Origin of the sequence: Flintibacter sp. P01028 (assembly GCF_041925235.1) — a bacterium.
Lineage (GTDB): Bacteria > Bacillota > Clostridia > Oscillospirales > Oscillospiraceae > Lawsonibacter > Lawsonibacter aceti.
Window position 1 is genome coordinate 150,645 of record NZ_JBHEVC010000006.1, and the last position, 23,879, is coordinate 174,523.

The following is a 23,879-nucleotide window of genomic DNA, read 5'->3' on the forward strand; positions in this document are numbered from 1 at the left end:
TCCTCCTATCGTTGCTATTCTGTCATTCCGATACAGCCCATCAATCCCACCAGAAGTACCAGACGGTGGACTGCCGCAGGACATCCGCCAGATTGCCCACAGTGGGGTCATCCTGCTCCTGGTCCACGATGTCCGGGCAGAAGCCGTACTGCTCTGCGGCAACTTCCATAGCCTGTTCCTGGGAAACAGGGGCCGGGAGCAGGAACTCCAGTTCATCGTGGCTCATGGCGGCTGGGATGGCACCATGCTGCTCGAACCAGTATTTCGCCACTGCCATCAGGTCCGGGGTGTCAGGACACTCATTCCAGTTTCCAAAGGGCAGGTAGGCGAAGATCTCCCAGGGGTTCTTCACTGGGATCTTGCCAGAATGAGAGGATAGGTCATGTGGCTGTCCGAATCCCAATAGCAGGAGAAGCGGTCATTGTCATAGCCGCCCTCCATCTCGCCCAGGACTTCCTCATCCCAGTCCATATCGTCATCCTCGGCCTCCGCTTTACGCTGGCCGACCAGTTCCTCCAGAACTGCCTTGCTGTCCTTGATGGGGGCGGAGAGCATCTTTTTACGGTACTCCTCCACGGTTTTGAGGTCAAATTCATAGCAATCCGCATCATGCTCCGGGTCAGCGTTCATCACCAGGCACTCCAACAGCGTTTCGTCATCCGCCCGGATGAGCACGGGCACAAAGCCCTCTTTGACACTTTTCCGTTTGGCATAACTGTATGCCGACATGATGGGGTCGTCGTCCGACATGGAGGGGAAATAGGTGCATTCACAGTCCAGATACTCCATCAAAGCATCAGCCACCTTGGAGGGTTCCAGTGTGTCCTCGTCGAAGTCCTGTCCCTGCCAGTTGGTGAAGCGTTCCTCGATCACCTTTGCCATGGCCTGGTAGTAGTCCTCGTCAAAGGGGATAAACAGTGGGGCCTTAAACTGGAACTCATCGGAGTAATACTTTTCTGGGCCGAGATATTCCAAGGCATAGTTTTCAATGTCACGGGGGAAATTGGGGCTATCAGGTTTGCCATAGTAGTAAGAAGTAAATGCTCGCCCAATCTGATTGAACATCGGAACCATAATCTGCCCGTTCAGTTTGTCCCGAATAAACGCTCGCAGATCCACACTGGCAGGGTCGGCTTTGACCTGTTTGGCCACTTCGCCATATTCGTTCAGGAAGTCCTCGCCCATCAGATCATGCTCTATGCACCAGCGCAGGTAAATGGCAAAGAGGTTATAAGCATTTATGGGGTCAATGGGTAGCCCCTTCTCCTCAATACTCTCGATATGATAGGAGACATTGTACATCTCACCGTCAAAATCATCATTGGAAAGGGTGCCACGAGTGACAGCATCCTGGCGGGTGGGGTTTACGACAAAACTGATGCCGTTCATCTTGTCCAGCAGAGCGTCTGCGTCATGGGCCATCTTATAGTCCAACTCATCCCGGTAGAGGGGGATCACCTGATAGAAGTTGACCTCCTCGCCGCCCGGCAGGGTGCGGACCTCGCTGTCGTCCTCCGTACCCTGGGGGCCAGTCAGGATGGCGGCGCACAGGTCTGTGCCCTTTGCAAAGTCCTCCTCATTGTCCATGGTGTGGCCGAAGCCCAGCCAGGTATCGCTGACAATGGGCAGGCGGGCCAGCACTTTCAGCAGACGAATGGGCCAGTACCACTTTTCGTCTTTCATGGACTCCTGATCCAGCTTCCAGTCCGCAGGCAGGGCAATAGCCAGCTCCGCCCGCTCCAGCTTGTACTCCGCCAGCTCCTCCGGCACATTCATCCGGTGAGCGCCCATGCCCATGGTGACCAGGGTGTAGTAATCCCGCTCCTCAGAGGGCGGCACCACGCAGATGTCCACATGGATGTCGGGGGAAACCAGCTCGTGGAACACATTCTCGAACTTGCCGAAATACTGCTGGATGTGCCCCTCGACGGCCTCCATCTCCTCCTCGGTGTAGACCTCGGGCTGGCTGCCTCCTTCCGAGGACCAGAGGGTGTCTGTCTGCTCCGTGCCATCTGGATTGATAAAAATTTGGAAGTATTCCTCCTGATCCGTCAACTTGTAAAGAAGACCGATGCGGCAGTCCAGCCCAACCAATACTGTGTCCAGGCGGGCAACCCTGCCGTCCGGGTGTTTTCGCTCCAGCCAGTCCCCGCTATCCAGCCAACCTTTTAGTTTCCACAGCCATTCTGGGCTCAGTTTGGACATGCCGCCCTCGTTCATCTGGAATACCAGATCCATATTCTTGTAAGGGAAATGGGTGAAGGGATTATTTGGTTCGTATTCCTCCGGCTTAGGGCCGAATATCTTCCAGAAGTCCTCCAGCCCCTTCTGACTGACCGTGATGCAGGAAATGGAGCGCTGCTTGTCATCAGCGTCCTCATCCAACCCCATCTGGAGTTTCCGATCCAGATCCGGGTTGATCCAGTGATACTCCATCTGTTCCAGGGTGGCACCGGTTTCGATCTCTTCCCGTAAGACGGTAAATTCGTGGTCTCCGGGTTCTATGGCAAGGCCCCGCTCCACCGCCTCCAAAGCCCCGGCTTTATCTCCAAAGTGGGCCCGCAGCTTGCCCACCTGAAGCCACACCCAGGGGTAGTCTGGTTCCTCCCGAGCGCCTTTTTCGGCATATTCCATGGCCTCATTCAGTTTCCCGCAGTACATGAGGGCCACAGAGTAGCGGTAGTACCAAGCAGCGCAGCCTTTGGCGTTCTGTTCCGAGTCCTTCATCCACTCCGCTGCCTTGCAGTAGCAGCGGTAGGAGTCCAGATTGTTGTAAGCGAAGGAGTACCACAGGGCGATTTGAAGATCCTGACGGGCCTGTTGTTCTGTAAATCTTCCTTCCTGAATGCCTTGTTTAATAAAGTTATCCAGCCACTGAATCATTTTCCCGAAATAGCCCGATGCACCGTCATCAAAGGACTCCAAAACTTCGATATCCTCCGCTGAAAGGAGGGAACCTGTCTCGGGCTGGCCGGGCTCCTCATCCTGAGGTCCTTCACCCTCCGGACCGTCCCCGCCGTCATCATCCGGGCCGTCATCCAGCGGCTCCCAGCTGATTTTCAGGGTCATCTGCTCCTCCGGCAGAGAGACTCCGGGGCTGCGGGTGATGGTGTGCTTATCATCCGCGGAAAAGCCGATGGTTTCGCCATCCTTCAGCGTGACATCACATGCCAGCACATAGGAGGCAAGGCTGGCCAAAAAGTCCCGCAGATCCCCCGGCTCAGCGTCGGCATTCAGCACCTCCATCTCCTCCTTGCCGAACACATCCATACCGTAGGTGTAGCCGTTCAAGCCGCCCTCGCTCTGGTACAGACCGAACCAGACCCAGTTGAAGATGGGCAGTTCGTCCTCTTTGAGCATATCGGCAAAACCCTCATAGAACCGGGGCTCAAATACCACGCCGCTGGTGTAGATGCCGGTGGCATATTTCTGGCGGCAGCAGGCGGCCACCATCTTGGTGAACAGCTTGCCCTTCTCCAGAACTTTCTCCTCCTTGCCCAGAACCGCTACCATGATGTGGCCACGGTGTTCCTTGGCCACTTGGACTGCATCCTCCCACATATAGTTGTTTTCCGCATTTACCTCAGCCTCACCACCGGGGATAGGAGAGGAGGCCAGGCTGACGGCGGCCAGCATATCGCCTACTTCAAACACCAGGGCGTCATCGTCCTTTTCCTCGCTGGCGTCGTATTCATCCACGGTGATGTCCCACTTTTCCTTCATGTCCCGGATGAACTGCTCTTTATCCCATTCTGCCTTGGACAGGAGGACAAAGCCGGTGAAGACGCCTGTGTGGCTGTTTTCCTCCCCGTCAGCGTCATCTTCCTCGTCGAGATCGTCTGTATCTTCTTTATCCGGATCATACAGGGATTCATGTTCCAGGCCCCGGATAAATTCCTCAAAGCTGTCTGCCAGATGGGTGATTTTATAGTCATTTTCCTGATCTACATGGACCACCGCAGGCTCTCCCTGGGGGCCGCAGGCCCGGTAGTCCAGAAAAATCATATCGTGTCCGGCGCTGGGACAGTCGCAGATGGCCACGCCGATGGCGGGATACTCCCACTCATCGATCATAAACTGGCTGCCCAGCTCTCCGCAGAGGGAGCAGCTCTTTTCACGCCCGATGCCGAAAATGCCGGTGATGGCCACATGGTCATCTGCCCAGCAGGTGGGCTCATCGCAGGGATAGCAGGTGTTCACTGGGATGCCGCCGTTGTGCTGCTTCATCAGCCAGATGTAGGCGGCGGGCAGCTTGTAGCCCAGTTCCTCCTCCACGCTGGCAATCAGCTCATCGGAAGGCGGGTCACTGACATATTCTTTCAGTGCATACCAATTATCATCCCAGAAGTTGGTGAGGTCGAAGCCCTCAAATGGAGTATCACCAGGCACGAATTTGGCCTTCTTGTTCCGGCTGCGCTGGCGTTTCCGAATCTCTGCCTTACACTCCCGGATCACCGCCGGGGCATTTTCGTCCTCTGGGTCCAGCTCCGCCCAACGCTGGGCGTAGGGGATGGCCTTTTCCTCACACGCGTGGAGATACTGATAGCCATAGGCCATCCGCATATTCCACTCCGCCTTGTCCTGGCCCTCCTCCCGGACGGACTCCAATACTTCGATGGCCCGCAGCAGGGCCTTGTCCCCCTTGTAGTTGGGGGTGCCCTCGTCATGGTCCCCGATGATGGCATAGTTTTCCAGCGCCCGGGCCAGGGCGTAGGCGGTGCGGTAGTTCCGCCAGTCCTTCGGGATGGCATTCAATGCCTGAATACAGCGGGTGTACTCGTCCTCATCGTTCCACTGCTCCAGCTGAGTGAAGAATGCTTCGGCGTTCTGGGGGGTGTAAGGGATATAGTCCATGCCTGTCAGGGTTTCGTCCAATTCGTCCTCCTCTTCCTTGTCATCCGGCTCCTCGGGCGGCGTTTTCAGGCTCACTGTACCTGCCTCACGGCGGAAGGTGTGGAAGCTGGCCCAGGGGATGTCGCTGTCCTCAAAGAACGCTTTCGCCATGTTCAGTGCCTCTCGGATGTCCCAGGCGATGAAGTCCACATAGCCGCAGTAGAGGCCGGTGGCTCCGCCGGTGAGGGTGAGCACCTCCGGGCCGTCCCCGGCGGTGAGCACTTCCTCCAGCTTGTCCCGGAAGTCGAAGATCTTCTCCGTTCCTTCCTCCTCCCGCAGGGTATCCAGAGGATAGCAGAAGAAGCCCGCCACCGCGCCGTCGGCATGGAGATCGTCCATAAAATCATTGTCGGCATTCAGATAGCCGTTGATCAGGGGCACACAGCAGGTGGAACCGGCCATCACATCCAGCCGCCAGTCAGCGTCCGGGTCCTGCTTGGGTTTCATTTCGTAGCCAAGATAGCTCTCCAGATAGGCTTCCGGATCGGTGGAGAGTTCCAGGCCCCGCTCCTTCAGATTGTCGGGCAGCTGGGACATAAGAATGGACGGCTCTGCCTTGGGTTCCTCCAGCACATCAAAGCTGTCTATGTATCTCATGTGGGGGATCTCACCCAGCACCTGATCGGTGAGGGTGGTGAGCATCCACCAGGCCCGGCCTTCCTCCTCCCGGAGCATGGGCAGTAGCTTTTCACAGTAGACGGAGATGGCGAAGCTGTTCCCCCCCTGCTCCTCTAGCCAGAGCTGCACATCCTCTCCGGAAATCTCCCAGCCATCCTCGGTGCGAAGGCCGATGTTCTGGAGGGGTTGACGGCCTACCAGGATGTTCCAGTGTTCCAGCACCTCCTTGGGGGCGTGCTTCTGGAAGTAGACCAGCTCAAACAGCTTGACCTTATCCCCCTCCGGGGTGAGGATCAGCTCATGCTTTTCGCCATTGAAACCCATCTCGAAAGAGATCTCATCAAAGACCAGATTCAGGGTTTCCTCCATTTGGTCCACGAGTTCTGCGCCGCGGGTGTGATCTTTGTCCTCATCCATCATCCGGCGCAGCTGTGCTTCCATTTCGGCAAAGGTTTCCCACCAGTTCTCTGTCCGCTCTCGGAAGCACTCCGAGAACTGGGGCAAGGAAATGCCCCTCCTGCACCAGTCGATCAGTTCTATGGTGTCCTCGTCACCGGGGCGGGCTTCCAATGCCTTTTCAAAATATCGCAGAGCCCGGCCCTCCTGATCCAGATAAAAGTAGGAGTAACCCATGCGGAAGTTCCAGCAGTGGTCGCCCTCGAAATATTCCGCGTGGGGCTTTAGCAGGGCGATGGCCTTCTTGAGCATATCCTTGCCACCTGGCTTATATGGGTCTGCCAAATTGTTATAAGCCCGGGCCAGCTCGCTGTCCTCCTCAGGGGTGCGCTCCTGGGCGGGGATGGCCTCCAGCGCGTCAATGATCTTCTGATATTCGTCGTTTTCATTCCACTTCTGGCACTGCTTCAAAATGTCCATATCAGGCTCCTCCTCGTCCTGTTCCGGTTTCCAGTCTTTGATCTGCTGGAACACACCATGCTCATCCCGCTCAAAGGCGCAGGGAGCGGGGGTGTTCAGCAGAGGGATGATGTCGGGATCGTCGTTGCAGATCGTATTCAGCTTGTAGATCCCGGCATTGTTGGGGTCGTCCATGTACGCCTCGCTCTCGTCACCAGCGGTGAAGCGCCAGCCGCTGTCCCAGTCGCCGTCCGGCTCCTCACGGTAGCAGTAGCCAACCTTGCAGCCCTCCACCGTGATACGGTTGGTGGCGATGCAGCCATCGGCGCCCTCCCAGTCGGGAAGCAGATGTTTCACATCCTCCGCTTTCACATGGTAGCTGCGGTTGCGGCCGGCGGACTCATACAGCTCCTTCCGCAGGGCCTCCACATCCCGAGCCATCTCCTGGATCTCCTCGTCGTCCATCATCTCACTGAGGTCATATTCCAGCGGGTTCTGCGCAAAATCCGCCAGGGCCTTGTTCATGGCGTCGTGCTCCTCCGGCGTGGCGGTGACGCGGATGCGGCGATGGGGGGTGTGGTACGAATCCAGGTCGTGGAGGTCTACGCCGCCGCTGATGCTGCACTCCAGCAGGACGGCGGCCAGATCGGTGACCACATCAATGGCGAAATGAAAGTCCATCTCCACGCCATTGGAGTGGGTGAATTCCAGATACTCCACAGTCTGGCGGAAGTCCCAGGTCTGCTTGTCCAGCCCAATCTTGGCAAAAATCTCGCTGAGGGGGATCTCCTCCTTTTTCTGGTCCTCTAAAAATGCCACAAGGTTCAGGCTGTCATCCGAGCCTCCCATAAAGTTGCCCCAGTATTTTTTGATATACATCTGTCACGCCTCCTTCAGTCTTTTTTCTGTAAGTAGTAGGTTCCACATCGGCCCCACAGCCGGGTGTCCAGTTTTTCCTTTCTGATGTCTGCCACCTGCCGAAAGACCGGCGCACCCCGGATGCAGGCTCCCACAAAGTAGAGGGCTCCGCAGCTGCGGCACTGCATATAGTGGCAGGCGGTATAGTGCTGTTCAGCGTCCAGCACCGCGCCGGTATCCTCCAGTGGGCAGTCACCGGCGAACAGTTCCATGTCACCTTGCCGCTCCAGTTCCATGAGTTTCTGGAGAAGCTGGTCATATTGGCGGTGGGAGATGCTGCCGTCCTCCTTCATCTGTGCCGCCAACTGACCACAGGAGGGGCAAACAAGATTCTCTTTTTCCATTCGTATCACTCCGGTCTATCCATCAAACTCCACCCGGATAATGGGCCGATAAAAGTCATAATCTCCGTTCAGTTCCTTGTCCTCCTGCACTTCCGGCTTACAGTGGGGAGAACAGGGCAGGAAACCGAGAAAGATTCCCAGTCCGCCGCAGATGCTGCGCCCGCCATCACCGCCGCAGGTGGTAAGTCTATCAGCCTGCACCACTTCCCGCATATAGGGATCGTAGGCGATGGACAGGCCGAAGAAGTTGGGTTCCTCCATATCGAAGGGTTTGTCCTCATCCTCTGGGCTTTCAAAGTGGTGCAGGTGCATGGAGTAGTCCATTCCATCCCCCCAGGGGAACAGGGTGCGGCACCCGCCGCCACACAGGTAGGCCCACTCGTCCGCCGTGGGCAGCGAAAGCCCCTGCTGTTCCAGCCCGGCAAGAAGCGCATCGTAGTCTGTGCGGCTATAGATCCAGGTCTGAAATCCATCTTCTGTCCGTTCTATGCGAGCCGACTGGTGCAAGGTAAGACTGTCAAGGTCGCTCCAGGCAAAATCACGGAACTTCTCCAGCCAGTCAGGGTGGGCAGTCAGCCTGGGATCGTCCATCTTGACCGGCTCCCAGCAGAGTTCCTCCAGCTCCCGGCCCACCAGCATGGGGCCAATGGCCGCCTGCCGAACGGGAGCCATGCTTTCCCGGACCATCTCCTCCGGGTTCTGCGGTTCCATCTCCCACTCCTGAAACAGGTACTCCAACTCCTCCCGGCTCTCCTGATTCAGCCCCACGGCAAACTGCTCCCAGCCCAGGGTGATGGTATCGCCTGGGACAAAGACGAACTCCCGGCCATCTTTCTCGAAGATACCGGTGGTGCAGCTCTGGCCCCAGCGGTCAAAAGTATGTAGACCGAGAAAGGTCATAGTATAACGAGCAGCCAGGCGTTCCATCAGTGCCTGCTTCTCGGTGGTTTCCATTTGATTGAATTGGGGACGGGACAGTTTTTCGTTCATGGCAAGTCCTCCTTCGATTCGTTTTGCGTGTTCCAGCAGATAGCTCCGACCATCCTGCTTGGCCCGCTCCAAGTATTGTGGAAGCAGGTCGGAATGGATGGCGTCCAGCGAAATCAGAACAGCGATCCGCTGGTATTCCTGAAGTTCAGGAGAGTAACAGTTGCGCTCCCAAAACAGCGGAGCAAATTGTTCCACACAATCGGGACGCAGAGCGGGCATCGCCAAAAGTGCCCGACGGCTCACATATTCATTGGGGTCCTTTGCGAAATCCATAATTATATCCCTGACTTTCTGACTACATGAGCATTCCGGCAGATAGGCGGCAAACTGCCACTTGGCCTCACTCTCATTGGAGGCTGCGGCCCTGCGGCAGAGGCACTCGAACCATTTGGGATGGAAAGTGGTCTCCTGTATAAACCCCTCCGCTTCGTTGGCCCTGGCGATCAGATAGACCATCTCATCCAGCAGGACGCTGTCTGCCGTTTCTGCATCCGTTTGGGTCAACACATGGCAAAAGGCGCTGTAAGTGTCATTCCAGTATGGATAATCGACTTCCCACGCACCGCCAATCTCCTCGGCGGTTTTTCCGGGATAAGTGATTTCCTGCCACTGATGAAATTTTCTTGCCTGCTCCAGCAGGCACTCCCTGATGTCTTTTGCCATACGCTTACCTCACGATTCTTTGCGCCATTTCTCCACTTTGTCATTTTGAGATGCCCGTTCTACACTGTGAGCCGCCTCTGTCAACAGCGCAGGAAGTTGATCCCTATCTGCCGCTTCATACCGCTTGACTGGATGCGTCCAATCAAAATTATGAATGATGGAAATGATGTATCTGTCCTGATACCAGCCCATATCCAACAAAAATCCGTTTGGATATTCCACTTGCAGCATATCTTCTTTTTGTGTGTCATCCAAAAAGGTAACTGTTCCAGTGCCAAAATTCACCTTGCGCCACGCTTGAACCATCGTTTGTCCTCCTACATCCGATTCAGATTCTCTTGCAAATCGCCCTGCATCAAGTGCTGGGCAATGGCTTGGTTCAGCTCTTTACGGGGGTGATAAGATGCTTGTTCGGCATCATGGACACATTCTTTCATCAACGCTTCTGGAGAAATGCCTTCCCGTTTGCCATAAAGATGGCCGAAGGCATAGCACACGGACTTGAGAAAGTCGAAAATATAGTCATGATTTCCACGCATACTGGGCAGGTCGTTGAAGGAACCCATGCCGCCGTATGCCTGAAGATGGTGGGCGACCTCCCGCCGCTGGGTCCAGTCCTCAATATCCCGCTCCAGCCAGTCGATCCAGTTTTTGAATTCCGGGTGGTCCGTCTGTAAAATCGACCGCAGACAGATTAGAGCCTCGGTATAAATATCGGTCTGTTTCATCCAATTTCTCCCGTCCCCTTTAATTCTTCATTGTAGGTGTGATTCTGCCAGATAGCCTCAAATTCCGCTTTCTCTATGACGCAGGCGTGGAACTCCTCGCCCCAGACATGGGTGTTCAATTCCTCCACGGTGGGAATCGGCGTGATCTCGATAGCACCGTCGTAAAGGTCAGGGATGTTGCGGGTGCTGCCATCCGCAAAGATGTCAATGGAACGGAGGGCCAGCCGCTCATTTTCTGTATCCACTTCATAGAGGATAACCGGCGGTTCTTCCCCCGGTGCGCCCTCCCAAAAGAGCTTGATGTATTCAATCATCTTGATGCCCTCATCCTATCATTTGAAATAGTAATACCAATTCCCGCCAAATTCCCGGTCACATTCCTCCTGAGAGGCAAAGGTGCAGTCCTTGATTCCCTCAATGGGGTAATGACGCTTTATCAGTTGCTCTCTGTGATAGGAATTGATCTGTTCCGTCAGACCGCTCTGCTGTGCCGCTTTTAATTGTGCGTCAGTGGCAAAAATATAGGACACAAAGTAGTTGTCCGACTGGATGTACCAGCCAAATTCGACGGCCTGCTGGATGTCAGTGAAGTGGTGTTTTACATCCTCTATGCAGGCTTCTATTACTTTTTGCCATGCGAGCTCCTGCTCCTTATTTCTCATGTTCCACCTCTCCTATGCCCAGATAAGTCCGCATTGTTTTTTCATTGTCACAGACCGCCCGGATCATCTTGGACAGCAGCATCAAATCGTCGATGTACAAGGAGTACACGCAGAACACATCTTCGTCGGAGTCGAAGTGAAACAGATCCACGCCGCTGTTGTTTTCCTCAAACTCTCGGATCACGCCCCGGACCAGCCGCTCCCAGTCCCCGCTGCTGCCAGTCAGTCCCAGCCGCCGGAATGCCTCTGTTCGGAATCCGTCGCTGATCTTCAGCAGAAGGGAAATCGCATAGGGGTGGTGGGGAATGAGAAAGAATGGCGCGATCTGCTCTGGTTTCACCCAAATTTTGAATGGCGGGCGCGGATCAGGTATCCAGGGCAGGATTTCCCATTCATTATCCTGCCTATTTCCGTATTGGCAAAGGTCTTTCATGGTGTTCTCCTTTTCCGGCATATCAGGAACCGATCTGCCCCCCGTTTGTCGGGCGGAAGATCCTGCGGCCCGCCAGCAGCTCCTCCAGCTTTTTGGCCAGCGCCTCCACAATGGCGTGGCAGGGATTTTCGTATCCCACGATCTCCAGCTTTTGCAGCTCGATACAGTGGAGCGTTCCGTAGAAGCCCAGCATAAACTCCGTCAATTCAGCGATCATCTGGTAGCCTTCCATGTTGTCCACATCCGTCTGGCCCTCTTTGGCGGTCGTCAGACCGATGATCCCCACCGCCACGGTAAAAGCGCCGCAGCAGGACTGCTCAGTCTGCATCCCAAGGCCCATGACGGAGAACATCTTCCGGGTTTCCTCGGATAAATTCAGATGGTAATATTCATTGCAAGCCAGAAACATCGCCTCGGCACAGGTCAGGTCTGTGCCGATGTGGTAGTGGTTGACCAGTTCGTAGAGTTTCATTGTTCCCATACTGTACTCCAATCGCAAAGCATTTCATTCTGCGTCACCCGGCGCAGTTCGTCCCGTACCTCCATCAGCGCAAAGCCAAGCAGGTTTTGTCCACGCCACTTCATGGGGTCCTGGGCCTCCGGGGAGCTGGCTGGGAGCCGGATGCCCCAGATATTATCGTAGGGGCTGGCCTCCACCAGCACGCTGCCCCCGGTGGAGAGGAGAAACTCTCTCAGCTCCCGATTTTGACTGAATTTGTACCAGTTGCCAAGCAGCACGATGGCGTACTTGAACTTGTCCCATACCTTCTGGTCAAAGCTCCGCACCTTGCGGCCCAGGGCCTTGATCTGTTTAGGATCGCTGCATTTCAAAATCTGCTCCCGGATTTCACTATCCCCAAATAGCCCGGCTTTGCCTGCCATCATATACTGCTCCATGCAGAGGTAGGAGTCAGCCATCGTATAGAAGTCCTCCATCCACCACTGGCTGAGGCAGCTTTTTGTCAGCTGGCCGTCCTCAGCAGGCTGATGGCCCCAGAACAGGCACAGCTCTTGCGTTCTCCCGGCGGCAAACTCCTGCTGGAGCCACTGCCGGGTGTACTTGGGCTGGCCCTCCGGCTGCCACACCTCCACAAAGAAGCCGCCATGCTCCAGCACCTCGCTGCTGTCCTCGTTATCCCACCAGCCCTTCCAGGTCATCGGTTCGGGGAAGAGGGCGCGGTATTCCGCCCGCTCCTCCGGCGAGAGAGTGTCCAGCCAATCGCCAAATCGGTATATGTAATCCTCCCCATAGCCCATGCGCCAGCCAATGGAGTATCGCTCGATCTCCCGGTGGGCCAGCCAGGGGGGAGGCATGATTTTCTTATCTTGTAGTGCCATAGGATTTGTCCTTTCCCATTAGATCTGCCGCAGTTCTTCTCTCACATCCAGTGGAACGCCGTCAAGGGATGTGATCTGTGCCAGTTCCGTTTCAGTCAGATTTTTCAGAAAAATGCAGTATTCATTTGGGTATCCACCCACAAACTCCATTTCGGGCATTCCGATCTGCTGCGGGTCAGTGATCCACAGGCAGGGCTCTCCCGTTGCCCAAAAGTGAGTCAGAGTAAGAATTTGGCCGTTGTAAATTACTTTCTGTTCCATCCTCATTCCTCCTGCATTTTCTTCAGCAGCTTCACGATCCGCTCCCGGTTCTTTGCGGTTTTCATGAAGGTGGGGAGATGGTCGGCCTGGGTCTTTTTCGGACTTCCAAACGGCTTTTCCCGCAGGCCGGCGCTGAGATAGTCGATCAGATAGGCAAGGTGCTCCCGGTTGAGGGCCCAGACCGGCTTACCCTGGAATGAGGTCAAAAACCACAGCTCCAGGCCGAACCAGGGGTCCTTGCCGCCCTGAATCTCCGCACCATAGGAGAAAGCCTCCGCCGTCTTATGTACCTCGCCCGACATGGTTGTTCCACAATAGGGACAGGCCACATGGAGAACGGAAAAGTGCTGTTTTGCAGTATCTTCAATATCCACCCGGTAGTACCTGCCGCAGTTTTTGCACTGGTTATGGACATCATAGCGGTAGATTGTCCGGTCACGGATTTCCTGATGACCGCAGCTCAGACAGCGAAAATAGGCGTTGTCATCATCCGCCGTTACAACACCCGCACCGTGGCACTTGGGGCATTTCACCTGGATGCCGGAGGTCAGGGCGTTGTATGCACTGTATGTAAAGTAGGGTTTATCGACGATTCGGCTCATGCGCCCGCACACTCCTTTCAGAAAATTACTTTCACAGCCGAAACCGGAATGGTTTCAAATCTTTTGCTTTGATTGTCAGATTAGAAACGCTCTTTTGCAGGACCTTTACCTGTTCCAAATACTCCGCAGGTGCGTGGATCTGCTCCAGATAGCCTGCATAGCGGATAATCTGATCCAGCGCCCGTTTCCTGTATTTTGCGATTTCCCCCAAATGGGAATAACTGCGGCCTGACACATAGCTTGGAACATCTATGTTCCAAATGATTTCTATATCAAGCGCCCCATGCTCCTCTTTCTCAGATTGAATGGTGGCCAGCATATCTTCCGCAGAAAAACGGATGCCGCGCTCGCAGAGAAACCGCAGTTCATCAAACAAGTGGTTCGCCACAAAATGTTCAGCCAAGGGCTCAAAAATTACATCATCCTGATACCAGCCGCCGTGGGCGCAGGAGATCAATTCACGGTAACGCTTTTCCGCGATCCACTGGCGCAGTATCTCTTTGCTCCCACGCATCCATGCGTCCAGCCGGGCCTTTGTTTCTTCGGGGCTATCGTTGGCTGTTCCATAACATGGCAGGCCATTGGCTTTCAGCCACTTGGTTACTTCTTTGCTGAATTTTGTGTAGCTCAATCTATTTCCCCTCTACAGTTTCGCAATCTCATCCAACCAGAAAGTATCAATTTCAGAGGTGTTATCAAGTGTCTTTAACAGATGTTTGTATTCGCTCAGATTGGGATGTTCCTCATCTGCAATGATGCGGAACATGAGAGAAATCGTGTACTCAGTTGGTTTTCTTTTCAGCGATGCGACCAATTCTTCCTCATAGCCCTCATGGTAAAACTTCTCCATAAAGCTACCCAGTGGTCCGGGGCCGCCAAAATCAATATTGGGAGAAGATTCAATCAGTTCCAAGATCGGTCTTACAGCATCGAAAGGTTTTTCGCACTGTTCCAGTTCATCAATTAAATCATAGGCCGGATCTATAAACTGATATTTGTCACCTGTGGTGGCAGCCTTGTCGATTGCCTGTTTCAGTTCTTCCAGCAATTCTGTAATCCTTGCATCCATATTCAAGCCTCCTTGATCATCAGATTTGGGACAGCGTTTTTTTCATGCCCGCCAAGTCTTTTTCATCTAAACCGTATGCCTGCTCAATCAGATTCGCATACCGATCTCCATACTGCGAGAACGCTACTTCACAGTGCAACTCATACAGCAGCAGGCAGCCGTTGTGGAATACAACGGGATCAGGTTCTGCCTTTTCTTCCTCGACCACTGCAAGACGAAGCACCTCATCGGCAATGGTAAGCCGCTCCGACTGGTCTTTGAGTTTAGACAATGCCATTCGAGCATAAACGGCAATCTCATCCTGTTCCAGTAGGGCAATGGCTGTCAGTTCTTTCAGAACTAAGAGGAGGGCTTTTTCGTCCCACATCTCTGTGCTGCGCAGAAGATCTACCACCAGCATTCTTCTGTGAAGATCCCGATTTTGCCAAGAGTCCAGCTCCAGCAGCAAATCCTTTTGTTTTATCTGATCTGGTTCGTGGGCCCAATCAAACAGCTTTGCCCGAAAAACCTGATAGGCCGACATCATTTCCATCCATGCCGAGCTATGATTCTTGCTGAACTCTATCATGCTACTTGTTCTCCTCAAAAATCTCTTAGTTCCTCAAACTTCTCAATCAGGGCTTCTTTCTGGAGCGTATCGCCCGGCAGGGCATCCAGGATCCCCCGCAGGGCCATGTAAATTTCATCCCGCTCCACGGTTTCGATAAAGCCCATCTTGTTGAAGGTCCGGGTGTAGGCTGCCACCGCATCCAGCGCCGGGGCCTGGGCGCCCTCGCCCGGTTCAGCGGCCAGCTTCATCAGCTGGGAGCGGGTCTTGCGGTATTGATTGGCTGCTTTTTTCGCGGCGGCGGCAGGGATATGCTCCGTGCCGTCCCAGCCTCGGAAGGGATTGTCCAGATTTTGCGCCAGCCACTCCGGTTTCCGGGGTTTGGTGAGGCGCAGATCCATTCCCGGCTTGCTTTTCCAGAGCTGCTTTGCCGCTTTTGCTGCTGTCTCCGGCAGGCTGGTCATCCAGAACCAGCGAAGCTCCGGCATCTGCTCCGGGGTGGGGATGTCGTCCGCCCCGAAGCCGAACAGGTCAAAGGTGGAGAGGTTCGTCAGTTCCCGGAACCCTCCCACGGCGGAGAAGTTTTGCAGATTTCCCGGAGCGCCCCAGAGCCGCAGCTCCTTCAGATGGGGATGGACAGCGGCCAGTCCGGTCAGATCAAAGTCCTTCAGATGGATGCCATGCAGCCCCCATAGGTTCGGCAGTTCCGTGTGTGGGCGGTATTCCCCGATAAATTGGAGGGTCAAACCGCTGCCATCTTCGGGGGAATGGATGGTACAATCGTCCGGCCCCTTGTTCTGAAACAGGAGCTGCTCTGTATCCTCACCCAGCCATAGTTCCTGAAGGCCGGTCATGTCCAGCATCAGCTTTCTGATACTGGTGCCCCGCAGATCAAGTGTCCTCTGACCGTGGTTCAGCAGGGTCAGTTCGCGGATGAAGGGATTTCCACGCAAAAACTCCAGCAGATCCGGGTGCCACCGCTGGCAGATGAGGTCGGAGAGGCAGGGCAGCGCCTTCAGTTCCAGCGCCGAATCGAATGGCGCGTACTGGTCCATCACCCGATGGCTGTTGACCTTCAGCGGGATACCGCCGATCTCCGTTTGCTCGTCGCTCTCCATGGCCTCCTTGAAGGCCCGCCGCCGTTCCTCCGGGATGGCCTGCCACCGGATCTGGAGGTACACATCATAGCCGTCGCTCCAGCCGCCGTAGGAGCGGCAGGGCTGGTCGGTGAAGGGCGGAAGTGTGCCCACCAACTTATATTGGGGCGGGACCTCCACCGGCACCCGCAGCAAGTGAAGGTCACGGGACCAGTACATGAAGTCCTTGTAGAGCGGACGGAGATGGGGCAGTTCCTCTGCGGTCAGAGGCGCGTCCCCCACCCAGTCCAGAGAGAGGACCACCGCCCAGGGTTCCTTGCTCACCGAGTCCGGCGGCGCAATATAGGCCACCTGGCAGGCGGTGTAGCGTTTCAGATATTGGTTGTAAACGGTATAGACCTCTCCAGCGCTGGCTTTCATGGGTTCACGCTCCTCTCATCCGTCTTTCTCTAAATAAAATCCCCATACGCAGTTGGAGAACTCTCCGGCGACAAAGCGGTGGATCTGCCCGCCGAGCTCCACCTGCCAGACCTCGAAAGTGTGGTTTTGGTGATAGATCGGGTCTTTGACTTTTACTCGCTTGCCGGTGGTTTGCCAGTCGTAGTCAAAGATGTTCACACCGAACAATTTGCATTGACCGTCCGGGCCAAAGGTTTCATATTCCCAAGCCATGTGATGCCTCACAATTCAACGCACTTACCTACAAAACAACAATTTTATTCCTGCTGTAAGAGTTCTATCAAAGAATCCAAATGCTTATCCCACGATTCCCAGTGATTACTTTCTTTCCAAAGTTCTACGATTTCTCTTTCGCCATCTTCATCAGGAACTTGATTTTTAATACTCCTCAATCGCCTAAGAAGGTCTTTTCGAGCAGTAGCTGAAGCTGAGAAATTCGTTATTGCTGACCAAACATTAGAATCCTCATCATCGTAGTTTAGCTTTCCTGTTTCCTGCCATTCAGAATAAAGCTCTGCGAGAGCGATGGCGGTATTATCATAGAGAAAGTCAATTTCGTTCACTGTTTCTCCAAGAAAACCTTCCTCTTTCAGAAAGCCTATCAATCCACCTAAAGTCAGTTTTTTATGTTTGGGTAAATAATCTGTTTTCAAAAGGAAAATTAAGTCTAAGCCGTTATCACTTTCCAATGCTTTTATACCCCATGAACCCATCTTCCTGTACCTCCAATCTGATTCTCATGAACTTCACAATCCTGTGCGCTGCCAGCCGTCCAGCCGCTCCTGCACCGCGTCGATCATCCAGCCCCCGCCCACACGCTTCATGAGAAAGCGGCGGTCAAAGCCGGTGTTTTTCTCTCTGGTATAGATATAGAGCTTGTTCTTGGTAATCTGCTCTGCGTCCAGGAACTGCTCGCCCTTGTAGGTGCCCTGGGCACTGTACGAGAGGCCCAGAGGCCGGTAGCCCATACGGGGCTTTTCGCTCACATACTTCTCCCAGATCGCCAGCAGGCGGGGCACAGCCTCGGGATCTTCAAACCCAGCCTGCTCCATGTACTGCTCCCATTCCGTCATCTCGGCAAAGAACGCGGACAACACCCTGCGGCATTCCTCCACCGCCTGCTCATCCAGCTGGATGGGCTTTTTGGCCTTTTCTCGTTGGAGCTGGGAGAAGTGTTCCATCTGCTCTTTGGTGAATTGCTTATGGGCCACCGGATGGATGTAGTTGTTGCCGGCGATGGCCAGCAGGCCCTCGTATGTCACAGCGGTATGGTCGATCTGGATGTGGGAGAGCTTGGGGATGGAGGACGCCTGGAGCAGTCCAAGGTCGTCCAGCCCGGTGTGGTTGAGGGTGAGAAGGTCCAGCTTACAGCTTTGCAGGGCGGACAGGCCGCCGCCGTGGATGGCGGCATTTCCGTCCAGCAGTAGATAGCGCAGCTTGGGCATGGCGGAAAAGACGGGGAAACAAGCGTCGGTAAGCGCGCCCTTCTCCACGCCGAAATTGACCATGCTTTTATGCCCGGCAAAGGGGGCAAGCAGTTCATCCGTCACCGGGAATCCCTTTGTGTGGAAGCCCACCAGGGTATAACCGGCCAGCCGCCCCATGATCTCGGCGGTCAGCTCCGGGATCTCAAACTGCTTCTCTCCATCCAAGGTCAGGACACCGTTTTCCCAGTCCGCTGTCCGTGCCCGTTTTGGCCATTCCATAGCGTGCCTCCTTATTCCTGCTCTCTATAACAGGCTTCAATGTCGATGAAGCGCACATACACGGCGCAGACGTCTCCCTTGGCGTCATAGCCGAAGTAGACGGGATAGTAACCGTCACCCCAGCCGGAGGAGAAGATGGGCAGATTGCAGTCCGTGTCCGGTACTGTCCAGTTGAGCCAGTCGCCGCAGTCTCCCTGATATTTGGGGTGGGCTTGGGCGTTTTCCTCCAGTAAGTCGCAGAACAGGTCGTTGTAGGGGTCGATGTCCGGGTCCTCCTCCAGCCGCTTGGCCCAGTATGTCTTGAAGGCCGCCTGGGTCTGGATGTCCGCGATACACCCCATCCCGGCATCCACGCCGAAACCGAAGTAGTCGTCATCTCCCAGCGCCGCGTCCAACTCCTCGTTGCCCGTCATGCCCAGCTCATAGCGGACAGGCTTTTCCTGGCTGACCTCCACCTTGACGCAGGCGTAGCGGTCGCCGTATTGTTCGCTGGGCACCACGCAGATTTTCACCGGATAAGTTCCGGCGGGGATCGTTTGAAGGAACGGCAGAGTGTCCTCCAGCTCCACCAGCGGATCACAGGCGAAGATCTGCCCGGTGGTGAAATGGACTGCGCCGATGTCCAGTACATCCACGCCCATGTTCCCAATCACTTTCTCTGTGAAGTGGGCCTCCAAGTCATCTTTACAGGTCAGTTTATCCTTGATGGATTCGTATTTGTTCAGCCATTCAGTTGTAGGCATATCAGTTTCCTCCTGTTGATTCTGTTTCTTGATGTACACACTCTTTGAGCCGTCCCAGCAGCAGTTCACACACCGGCCATTCTGGAAATGATGGTCACAATTCGGGTAGCCATATAGAATATGGGCACATTCCGGGCACAGCCCTATCATCTGTGATGAGCCTTTGAAAAACAGACTGCCGCACTCATCACAAACGGCCAGTTCTTTTTCTGCCATAGGGATCACCAGTCCCGTTCCCGGATGGCTTCCTCAGTGTCAATGGGGATGTTGAACCACGCCAGAATGTAGGCCACAGTTGCCGCGATACACTCCCGTGCCACCGTTTCGAGTTCGCTGTCGTGCTCGTCAAACTCCTCCTGGAGATCGTTGATGCCGCAGACCGCCTCGTCCAGCGTTTCCTGCACCGTTTCGGTGTCGGTTTCGCCGCTCTCCAGCAGGTCGATGACCTTCTGAAGCTCGTCCTTTACCTTGTCTACCAGAAAAGCAGGATAGTAATCGTCCTGATACATCTCGTCCAGCAGTTTGTAATTGGGGTCAAATGCTTTCATAGGGATTGTTCCTTTCTCATTCAAACATCAGACCGTATGATTCGGTCAGGCTTCCGTCGTCCTCGTGAAATATACACTGATACAGAGGCTCACGCTGGGTTGCGTTGCGGAACCGCTCCAGAACCGGAGCCAGCGGCTCACCAGTAGGGATGCCGAGGGTATCAGACACCCGCCGTAAGCTGTCCACATCCATATCTTCCAAGTTACAGTTGCGCTGCCTCTGCCCATACTCCTCCAATGTTTTGGAATCCACATACAGCTTTGTGTCACAGCAGTCGTGCCAGCAAATACAGCTCACAAGCAGGGAAAAAAGGTCATCCATGCTCTCAGCCAGACGGCCTGCCTCGCCTTCGCTGCTGTAATAGCCGATGGAGCCATCTTCCAACAGGTGGTATTCTCCGCCGGAGCCATCCCTGGCAAACACCATGCCGGGCAGGGAAAAGGTGCATCGGCCTTCTGCGTCATCCCGCGGGGACAACTCATCCAGCAGGAAGAAGTCAAACAGCGAATCAAATTCCTCTGCCAAATCAGGGTTTTCATGCAGTATCTTCAAATAGTCCATAGCCGTTTTCCCTCCGTTTACTGTTCTTGTATTAACTCGTGCAGCCTTTCCCGCCACAGCGTTTCTTCAATTACCTCATCGTTTTGGTAAAAATGTTCCTTGTCACGGGCCAGATGATCGGCAAGCGGAGCTGCGTCCATAGGAGTGTAGACTGTGAAACTGTCCCGATCCGCTCCCTTGAGTTCCCGGTTGAGATAATACACCCGCTTGACATCGCGGGAATACCAGTGCCCAAGCAGTTCCCAGGAAGTCAGCTCTACATTGGGAAGCTGCTTGCCGTAGGCATAGATCCGTTTCTCATCCCTGGCAAAATAGGTATCGCCCAACGAGCGGAAAGAGGAAACTTCCGCCCCCTTGATGATCTTCACCTTTCCGTCCCCATTATGGAAGTAGACCTGCCGGCTGTCCTTTGCATATCCCTGGGGCGCGCCTGAATCGTTCTGGCCCTTGTCCAACACCTGGAAGGCTGCCAGATCTGCATCTGGGATTCTCCCGCTGGTGGTGTAGACGGCTGTTTTATCCATTGCGTAGGCATAGTTTAACACCCGAAACGATGCCGGGTCTGCTCCACGCAGGCGAATCCCGCCGAGAAAGCAGGCCGTAGAGGATTTGCCCCAGTAATGCCAACAGCAGAAGTCTTTGGGCGAAACACCCTTCAACAAGCCGTTTTCATATAGGCCAGAGAAATAGACGACTCCATCCCGAAGGAAAAATTCGTTGTCCACCGGCTCTGTGTTGGTGATCGGCTGCAGCAGTTCTTCGTGATGATCTGTTAAGCTCAGTTCGATTTCGTCGTCGCTATACACTAAGTAGAGCCCATGAGGGGCCTTTCTATCGAAATGCAGTTCAATGTCATGATATTTGAGGATCAAAGGTTTCCCGCCGCTTCCCATGGTGGAAACATCATCGGGATTCCCAAAAATTTCTATGACCTCATCCTGTAACATTCCGAATTTCAGCGGTGAAATGTCCCACGGATTCTGCAATATTTGATTGCGCCAAGTAGTAAAGTTCTGTTTCATAGTTTTCCGTCCAGTGCCCCAACGGTTTTCATAGCGGCGGAATCAAATTTGCACTGCCGCAGTTCCCGTTCAATCAGGGCAAACACATCGGGAAAGCACTCGATCTCGTCCTGATACTCATATTTTGCATACAGTTTCCCGTACTCCGAGATCCAAACCTCTGCCGGGTAGTAATAGCCGATGTGACCGATGGGCTGGCACTTCTGACCAGCTGCCTGCTCGATCTCCGCCAGCTCACAGCCGGACATATCCCGAAAAAAGGCTTCTTCCAAATGATTTTTGATCCCATTGACCAGGTAAGGGAACAGAGCGAATTGGAAGTCGGCCGCCCAGTTCAGCTTTTTCTGCGCCAGGTACCATTCGCAGCACAGGCCGAAATACTTGCGATAAAACCGCTGGGTGGTCTTCATCATCGGGATGCCATGAGCGGCGTAATACTGCTCCGCAATGGAAATATCCACACTGCGGCCTTCCTGCCATCCGGCGTACTCCATCAGCTGCTTGACCTTGCTTTTGAGATCGCCGGAGATGAGGATGCGTTCTTTGATCATTCAATTCATCTCCTGTCTGCTGTGAATCAAAGTTCATTTGGATACCCAATCTTGCCCAGGCCCGCCTTGATTTCTTCCCATTCATTGCGCTTAGGGTTCAACGCAGTGACCAGTTCTTTTGTCACCGGCACCCCGTCCGCAAGCTGGCGCACAGCTTCCAAAGGCAGATCGGCCGGATAAAACCACTTCCCGTACTCCGCATAGCTCAACGGATTGCCATCAATCGTGGAGAGCAGATCCATGGATGCGTCCTCGCCGTCCATGGGATTGCAGTGCCAGGTGGTGCCATCTTCCGTCCAGACGCAGAAGGTGCTTTTCATCTTTTTGACTTCACGGCTGCCCATAAGTTTTTGCAAAGCAGGGGGCATCCCATCTGTCAGGTCTTCGATACGGGGAAGTTTTTCCTCCCAGTCATAGAGTTCAGAGTCCACACCGTTGATTACACAGCCTTCCGGCGCAAACATGACGATCATGCTCTGGTCACTGCCATCAGTGGCAAAGAATGCCTCTTTGCCTTTGCGCCATGCGGGGTTGTATGTATAGTGGCGGATGAAGCTCCATTCCTCCTCCACCATGATGATGTCCAGAGCTGCCAGCCCTTTGCAGAAGTTTTTCAGGCGCTCCGCATTGGGAAGGCCGGATAAATCTTTTGTGGAAATCATGTGGTTATCCTCCTGTCTTTCGTCACCACAGTCGGTCGATCTGGGTATATATCTTATTAGGCTCTCTGTCCGTAAAACTGGTCAATGAGTCAGTGGGTTCTGTAAGCGGCATCACATTCAAAATATCCAGTACATAATACCAGATTCCTGTATCCCAGTCCCGGAACCGCCCATTGCAGACAGCGCTTCCATACTCACCGGGAGCCAAATCCAGTGCCAGTTCATTGAGGGGCTGTTTTTGCCCGGCCTTATCGTAGGTATATCGCTCTGGTATCGCACCAATATGCCAATCATAGCGGTAACGCACCTGGATTCCGGACTCCTGCTGAATCAGTTCGAAAGGGTGAAGCCGCATTGTGCCATTCGGCTTCCATTCCATCAGCCTGCGACAGTCCCTATCGATCTGAAATCCATCGGGCCTCTGTAAGATCGATACAAAGTGTGTAGGCAGGCCAAAGGAATAGTAAGAGAAGAAGTCTTTCGGCAGCCGCATGGCTTTGGGATACTGGTTCCGCTGTGCGGCCGCGTTTCCGCCCCGGCAGTCTTTATACCATTGCAGGCGGATCTGCTGAACCAGAAGTGTGGGCAGATATTTGCGCCGTTTGCTATTCTGTTTCATTGCCGCGCCCCCTTCCTGGCTTGATTCTTTCAATGATTATCCATATTTCAGACATTTACAACTCTGCCGCAAACTCATAGGAAACCGCAATGATGTTGTAAACATCATCGTATGTAAACAGCCGGTAGTGCCGATAGATGCCTTTGTCAAAGTCCTCCCGCACCGGCAAAGACTTCAGCCAGGTGCTATCCTCAATTAAATCAAAAGAGCTGCCATCCAGACGCCCCGTCCCAGCCAGACTTTCATAGGTGTCCAATTCACAGGCAAAATAGGTCAGCACCCGCCGGAAGGTGAGTGTGTAGGGAAACCAGTCTTTTTCGTCACTGTGCTGGGAGATTAGATGGCCATTGATGTCCCCCATAAAGGTCAGATTGTTCAGATCATCTTGTTTCACCTGATCCAGATAGATGCAGTCCCGTCCCTTCAAAACACCTAAGCAGGTGTTAACAGCAGCCGCTTTTTCCATAGGTAACGCTCTTTCCTCAGCTCTCATGAGTAATACAAAAAATCTCCTTGTTCAAATCAAAGTAGACCACCATCAGCTCGTCGGTAATTTCCGGGTTGAAGGACAGATCCATAATGAAAACTTGTTGATTCATCTCGCTATCCACCAGGCTGCCAAACCGCTTGAGCTTCAAAAAGTCCACCATCTCGGCAAAGGACAGCTTGGATGGGTCGGTTCCCGGAAAAAGTTCCGCCGCAATATCCGGGCCTACCTCGTCCCGGTGGAACTCCATGAAAAATGTCACAATGCTATGGTAGCGGCTGTCCTCGTCCGCCAGCGCCGCTTTGATGGCGGCTTTGGCCTTTTCCGCCAATTTCTCCGCCTCATCCAGCATTTCTCCCACCGCATCCATAGCAGCAGGATCAGCAGTCAGTTCTTCCTCCACATCGAAGAGAAAGGGCAGTCCCGATTCTTCGGGAAAGTTGAAGATTTCCTCGCCGGGGGTATATGGTAAATCAATGCGTTTACAGTTCAGCTTCATCTC

General features: G+C 54.1%; 29 protein-coding genes. All 29 read right to left on the reverse strand.

Annotation, left to right across the window (positions count from 1 at the left end):
* Positions 1-40: 40 nt before the first annotated feature.
* On the reverse strand, positions 41-352 hold the full coding sequence (locus tag ACEVJK_RS10985) for a DUF4253 domain-containing protein (RefSeq protein ID WP_374740563.1): 312 nt from the start codon (positions 350-352) through the stop codon (positions 41-43).
* Positions 349-7,245: a DUF2185 domain-containing protein gene (locus ACEVJK_RS10990; RefSeq protein ID WP_374740564.1), complete on the reverse strand. Its 6,897-nt coding sequence runs from the start codon at positions 7,243-7,245 to the stop codon at positions 349-351. The genes ACEVJK_RS10985 and ACEVJK_RS10990 overlap by 4 nt, the downstream gene beginning before the upstream one ends.
* A 14-nt stretch (positions 7,246-7,259) precedes the next feature.
* Positions 7,260-7,628 carry a hypothetical protein gene (locus ACEVJK_RS10995; protein WP_240287984.1) on the reverse strand — a complete coding sequence of 123 codons (369 nt, stop codon included), beginning with the start codon at positions 7,626-7,628 and terminating at the stop codon, positions 7,260-7,262.
* 15 nt (positions 7,629-7,643) lie between these two features.
* Complete coding sequence (locus tag ACEVJK_RS11000) at positions 7,644-8,618, reverse strand: hypothetical protein (RefSeq protein ID WP_374740645.1); 975 nt, start codon at positions 8,616-8,618, stop codon at positions 7,644-7,646.
* A 672-nt stretch (positions 8,619-9,290) separates the two neighbouring features.
* Positions 9,291-9,587, reverse strand: a complete 297-nt coding sequence (locus tag ACEVJK_RS11005; protein ID WP_243201020.1) for a hypothetical protein — start codon at positions 9,585-9,587, stop codon at positions 9,291-9,293.
* 11 nt (positions 9,588-9,598) lie between these two features.
* Positions 9,599-10,009, reverse strand: a complete 411-nt coding sequence (locus tag ACEVJK_RS11010; RefSeq protein ID WP_147571317.1) for a DUF6966 domain-containing protein — start codon at positions 10,007-10,009, stop codon at positions 9,599-9,601.
* Complete coding sequence (locus tag ACEVJK_RS11015) at positions 10,006-10,323, reverse strand: DUF6881 domain-containing protein (protein ID WP_340405579.1); 318 nt, start codon at positions 10,321-10,323, stop codon at positions 10,006-10,008. The genes ACEVJK_RS11010 and ACEVJK_RS11015 overlap by 4 nt, the downstream gene beginning before the upstream one ends.
* An 18-nt stretch (positions 10,324-10,341) precedes the next feature.
* On the reverse strand, positions 10,342-10,671 hold the full coding sequence (locus ACEVJK_RS11020) for a hypothetical protein (RefSeq protein ID WP_186853060.1): 330 nt from the start codon (positions 10,669-10,671) through the stop codon (positions 10,342-10,344).
* Entirely contained in the window at positions 10,661-11,104 is a 444-nt protein-coding gene (locus ACEVJK_RS11025; protein ID WP_262670070.1) for an immunity 51 family protein, read from the reverse strand. The genes ACEVJK_RS11020 and ACEVJK_RS11025 overlap by 11 nt, the downstream gene beginning before the upstream one ends.
* A gap of 22 nt (positions 11,105-11,126) precedes the next feature.
* The gene (locus ACEVJK_RS11030) at positions 11,127-11,585 is read right to left on the reverse strand and encodes a C-GCAxxG-C-C family protein (protein WP_240287971.1); all 459 of its coding nucleotides are present in this window, start codon (positions 11,583-11,585) and stop codon (positions 11,127-11,129) included.
* Positions 11,573-12,442 (reverse strand): NADAR family protein, encoded by an 870-nt coding sequence (locus tag ACEVJK_RS11035; RefSeq protein WP_262670068.1) that lies wholly within the window; start codon positions 12,440-12,442, stop codon positions 11,573-11,575. The genes ACEVJK_RS11030 and ACEVJK_RS11035 overlap by 13 nt, the downstream gene beginning before the upstream one ends.
* 18 nt (positions 12,443-12,460) lie before the next feature.
* Complete coding sequence (locus ACEVJK_RS11040) at positions 12,461-12,703, reverse strand: hypothetical protein (RefSeq protein ID WP_374740565.1); 243 nt, start codon at positions 12,701-12,703, stop codon at positions 12,461-12,463.
* Between the two features lie 2 nt (positions 12,704-12,705).
* Positions 12,706-13,305 carry a hypothetical protein gene (locus ACEVJK_RS11045; RefSeq protein ID WP_374740566.1) on the reverse strand — a complete coding sequence of 200 codons (600 nt, stop codon included), beginning with the start codon at positions 13,303-13,305 and terminating at the stop codon, positions 12,706-12,708.
* A 31-nt stretch (positions 13,306-13,336) separates the two neighbouring features.
* The gene (locus ACEVJK_RS11050; RefSeq protein WP_374740567.1) at positions 13,337-13,936 is read right to left on the reverse strand and encodes a hypothetical protein; all 600 of its coding nucleotides are present in this window, start codon (positions 13,934-13,936) and stop codon (positions 13,337-13,339) included.
* A 12-nt stretch (positions 13,937-13,948) separates the two neighbouring features.
* A complete protein-coding gene (locus ACEVJK_RS11055; RefSeq protein ID WP_374740568.1) occupies positions 13,949-14,374 on the reverse strand; it encodes a hypothetical protein in 426 nt (141 codons plus the stop codon).
* Between the two features lie 19 nt (positions 14,375-14,393).
* Entirely contained in the window at positions 14,394-14,942 is a 549-nt protein-coding gene (locus ACEVJK_RS11060; protein WP_374740569.1) for a hypothetical protein, read from the reverse strand.
* A gap of 14 nt (positions 14,943-14,956) precedes the next feature.
* On the reverse strand, positions 14,957-16,438 hold the full coding sequence (locus tag ACEVJK_RS11065) for a hypothetical protein (RefSeq protein ID WP_374740570.1): 1,482 nt from the start codon (positions 16,436-16,438) through the stop codon (positions 14,957-14,959).
* 15 nt (positions 16,439-16,453) lie between these two features.
* Positions 16,454-16,690 (reverse strand): hypothetical protein, encoded by a 237-nt coding sequence (locus ACEVJK_RS11070; protein ID WP_374740571.1) that lies wholly within the window; start codon positions 16,688-16,690, stop codon positions 16,454-16,456.
* A gap of 44 nt (positions 16,691-16,734) precedes the next feature.
* Positions 16,735-17,190 (reverse strand): DUF4259 domain-containing protein, encoded by a 456-nt coding sequence (locus ACEVJK_RS11075; RefSeq protein WP_374740572.1) that lies wholly within the window; start codon positions 17,188-17,190, stop codon positions 16,735-16,737.
* 33 nt (positions 17,191-17,223) lie between these two features.
* Positions 17,224-18,183 (reverse strand): NTF2 fold immunity protein, encoded by a 960-nt coding sequence (locus ACEVJK_RS11080; protein ID WP_374740573.1) that lies wholly within the window; start codon positions 18,181-18,183, stop codon positions 17,224-17,226.
* Positions 18,184-18,194: 11 nt separating this feature from the next.
* Positions 18,195-19,142, reverse strand: coding sequence for a DUF4241 domain-containing protein (locus ACEVJK_RS11085; protein ID WP_147571309.1), 948 nt, complete (start codon positions 19,140-19,142; stop codon positions 18,195-18,197).
* Between the two features lie 5 nt (positions 19,143-19,147).
* Positions 19,148-19,474 (reverse strand): DUF5713 family protein, encoded by a 327-nt coding sequence (locus ACEVJK_RS11090; protein ID WP_147571308.1) that lies wholly within the window; start codon positions 19,472-19,474, stop codon positions 19,148-19,150.
* Between the two features lie 16 nt (positions 19,475-19,490).
* On the reverse strand, positions 19,491-20,036 hold the full coding sequence (locus ACEVJK_RS11095) for a hypothetical protein (protein WP_147571307.1): 546 nt from the start codon (positions 20,034-20,036) through the stop codon (positions 19,491-19,493).
* Positions 20,037-20,053: 17 nt separating this feature from the next.
* Positions 20,054-21,058: a DKNYY domain-containing protein gene (locus tag ACEVJK_RS11100; RefSeq protein ID WP_147571306.1), complete on the reverse strand. Its 1,005-nt coding sequence runs from the start codon at positions 21,056-21,058 to the stop codon at positions 20,054-20,056.
* Complete coding sequence (locus ACEVJK_RS11105) at positions 21,055-21,609, reverse strand: SUKH-3 domain-containing protein (protein ID WP_374740574.1); 555 nt, start codon at positions 21,607-21,609, stop codon at positions 21,055-21,057. Before ACEVJK_RS11105 ends, ACEVJK_RS11100 begins: the two co-directional genes overlap by 4 nt.
* Positions 21,610-21,635: 26 nt before the next feature.
* Positions 21,636-22,271, reverse strand: a complete 636-nt coding sequence (locus ACEVJK_RS11110) for a hypothetical protein (protein WP_147571304.1) — start codon at positions 22,269-22,271, stop codon at positions 21,636-21,638.
* A 22-nt stretch (positions 22,272-22,293) separates the two neighbouring features.
* Positions 22,294-22,890 (reverse strand): hypothetical protein, encoded by a 597-nt coding sequence (locus ACEVJK_RS11115; RefSeq protein WP_240287949.1) that lies wholly within the window; start codon positions 22,888-22,890, stop codon positions 22,294-22,296.
* A gap of 55 nt (positions 22,891-22,945) precedes the next feature.
* The gene (locus tag ACEVJK_RS11120; protein ID WP_240287948.1) at positions 22,946-23,356 is read right to left on the reverse strand and encodes a hypothetical protein; all 411 of its coding nucleotides are present in this window, start codon (positions 23,354-23,356) and stop codon (positions 22,946-22,948) included.
* A 16-nt stretch (positions 23,357-23,372) separates the two neighbouring features.
* Positions 23,373-23,876 (reverse strand): DUF2004 domain-containing protein, encoded by a 504-nt coding sequence (locus tag ACEVJK_RS11125; protein ID WP_147571301.1) that lies wholly within the window; start codon positions 23,874-23,876, stop codon positions 23,373-23,375.
* Between the last annotated feature and the right edge of the window lie 3 nt (positions 23,877-23,879).